The organism is Psychrobacter proteolyticus (assembly GCF_038155145.1).
GTDB lineage: Bacteria > Pseudomonadota > Gammaproteobacteria > Pseudomonadales > Moraxellaceae > Psychrobacter > Psychrobacter proteolyticus_B.
Window position 1 is genome coordinate 1 of the sequence record NZ_JBAKAY010000095.1, and the last position, 227, is coordinate 227.

The 227-nt window shown below is 42.7% G+C and carries 1 protein-coding gene; it reads right to left on the reverse strand.

Annotation, left to right across the window (positions count from 1 at the left end; all coding sequences use genetic code 11):
- Positions 1–42: 42 nt before the first annotated feature.
- Positions 43–227, reverse strand: a 185-nt coding sequence (locus V6252_RS13120) for an OmpA family protein (RefSeq protein ID WP_341610740.1), incomplete at its 5' end; no start/stop codon positions are given.

Sequence of the window (227 nt, forward strand, 5' to 3'; positions counted from 1 at the left end):
TTATTTAATAGTCGAACGTTATAAATAAAGCTAATTAACAATTTAGTAAGACAGCTCAGCACGACTGTTTTGTGCATACGAGTCTTCTGTGTTACCAGCTGCTGCAGGGCGTTCTTCACCATATCTAATAACTCGGATGTTGTTTGCAGTGACACCTTGAGCAGCTAGGTTGTTACGTGCAGCTTGTGCGCGTCGCTCACCTAGTGCCATGTTGTATTCACTTCTAC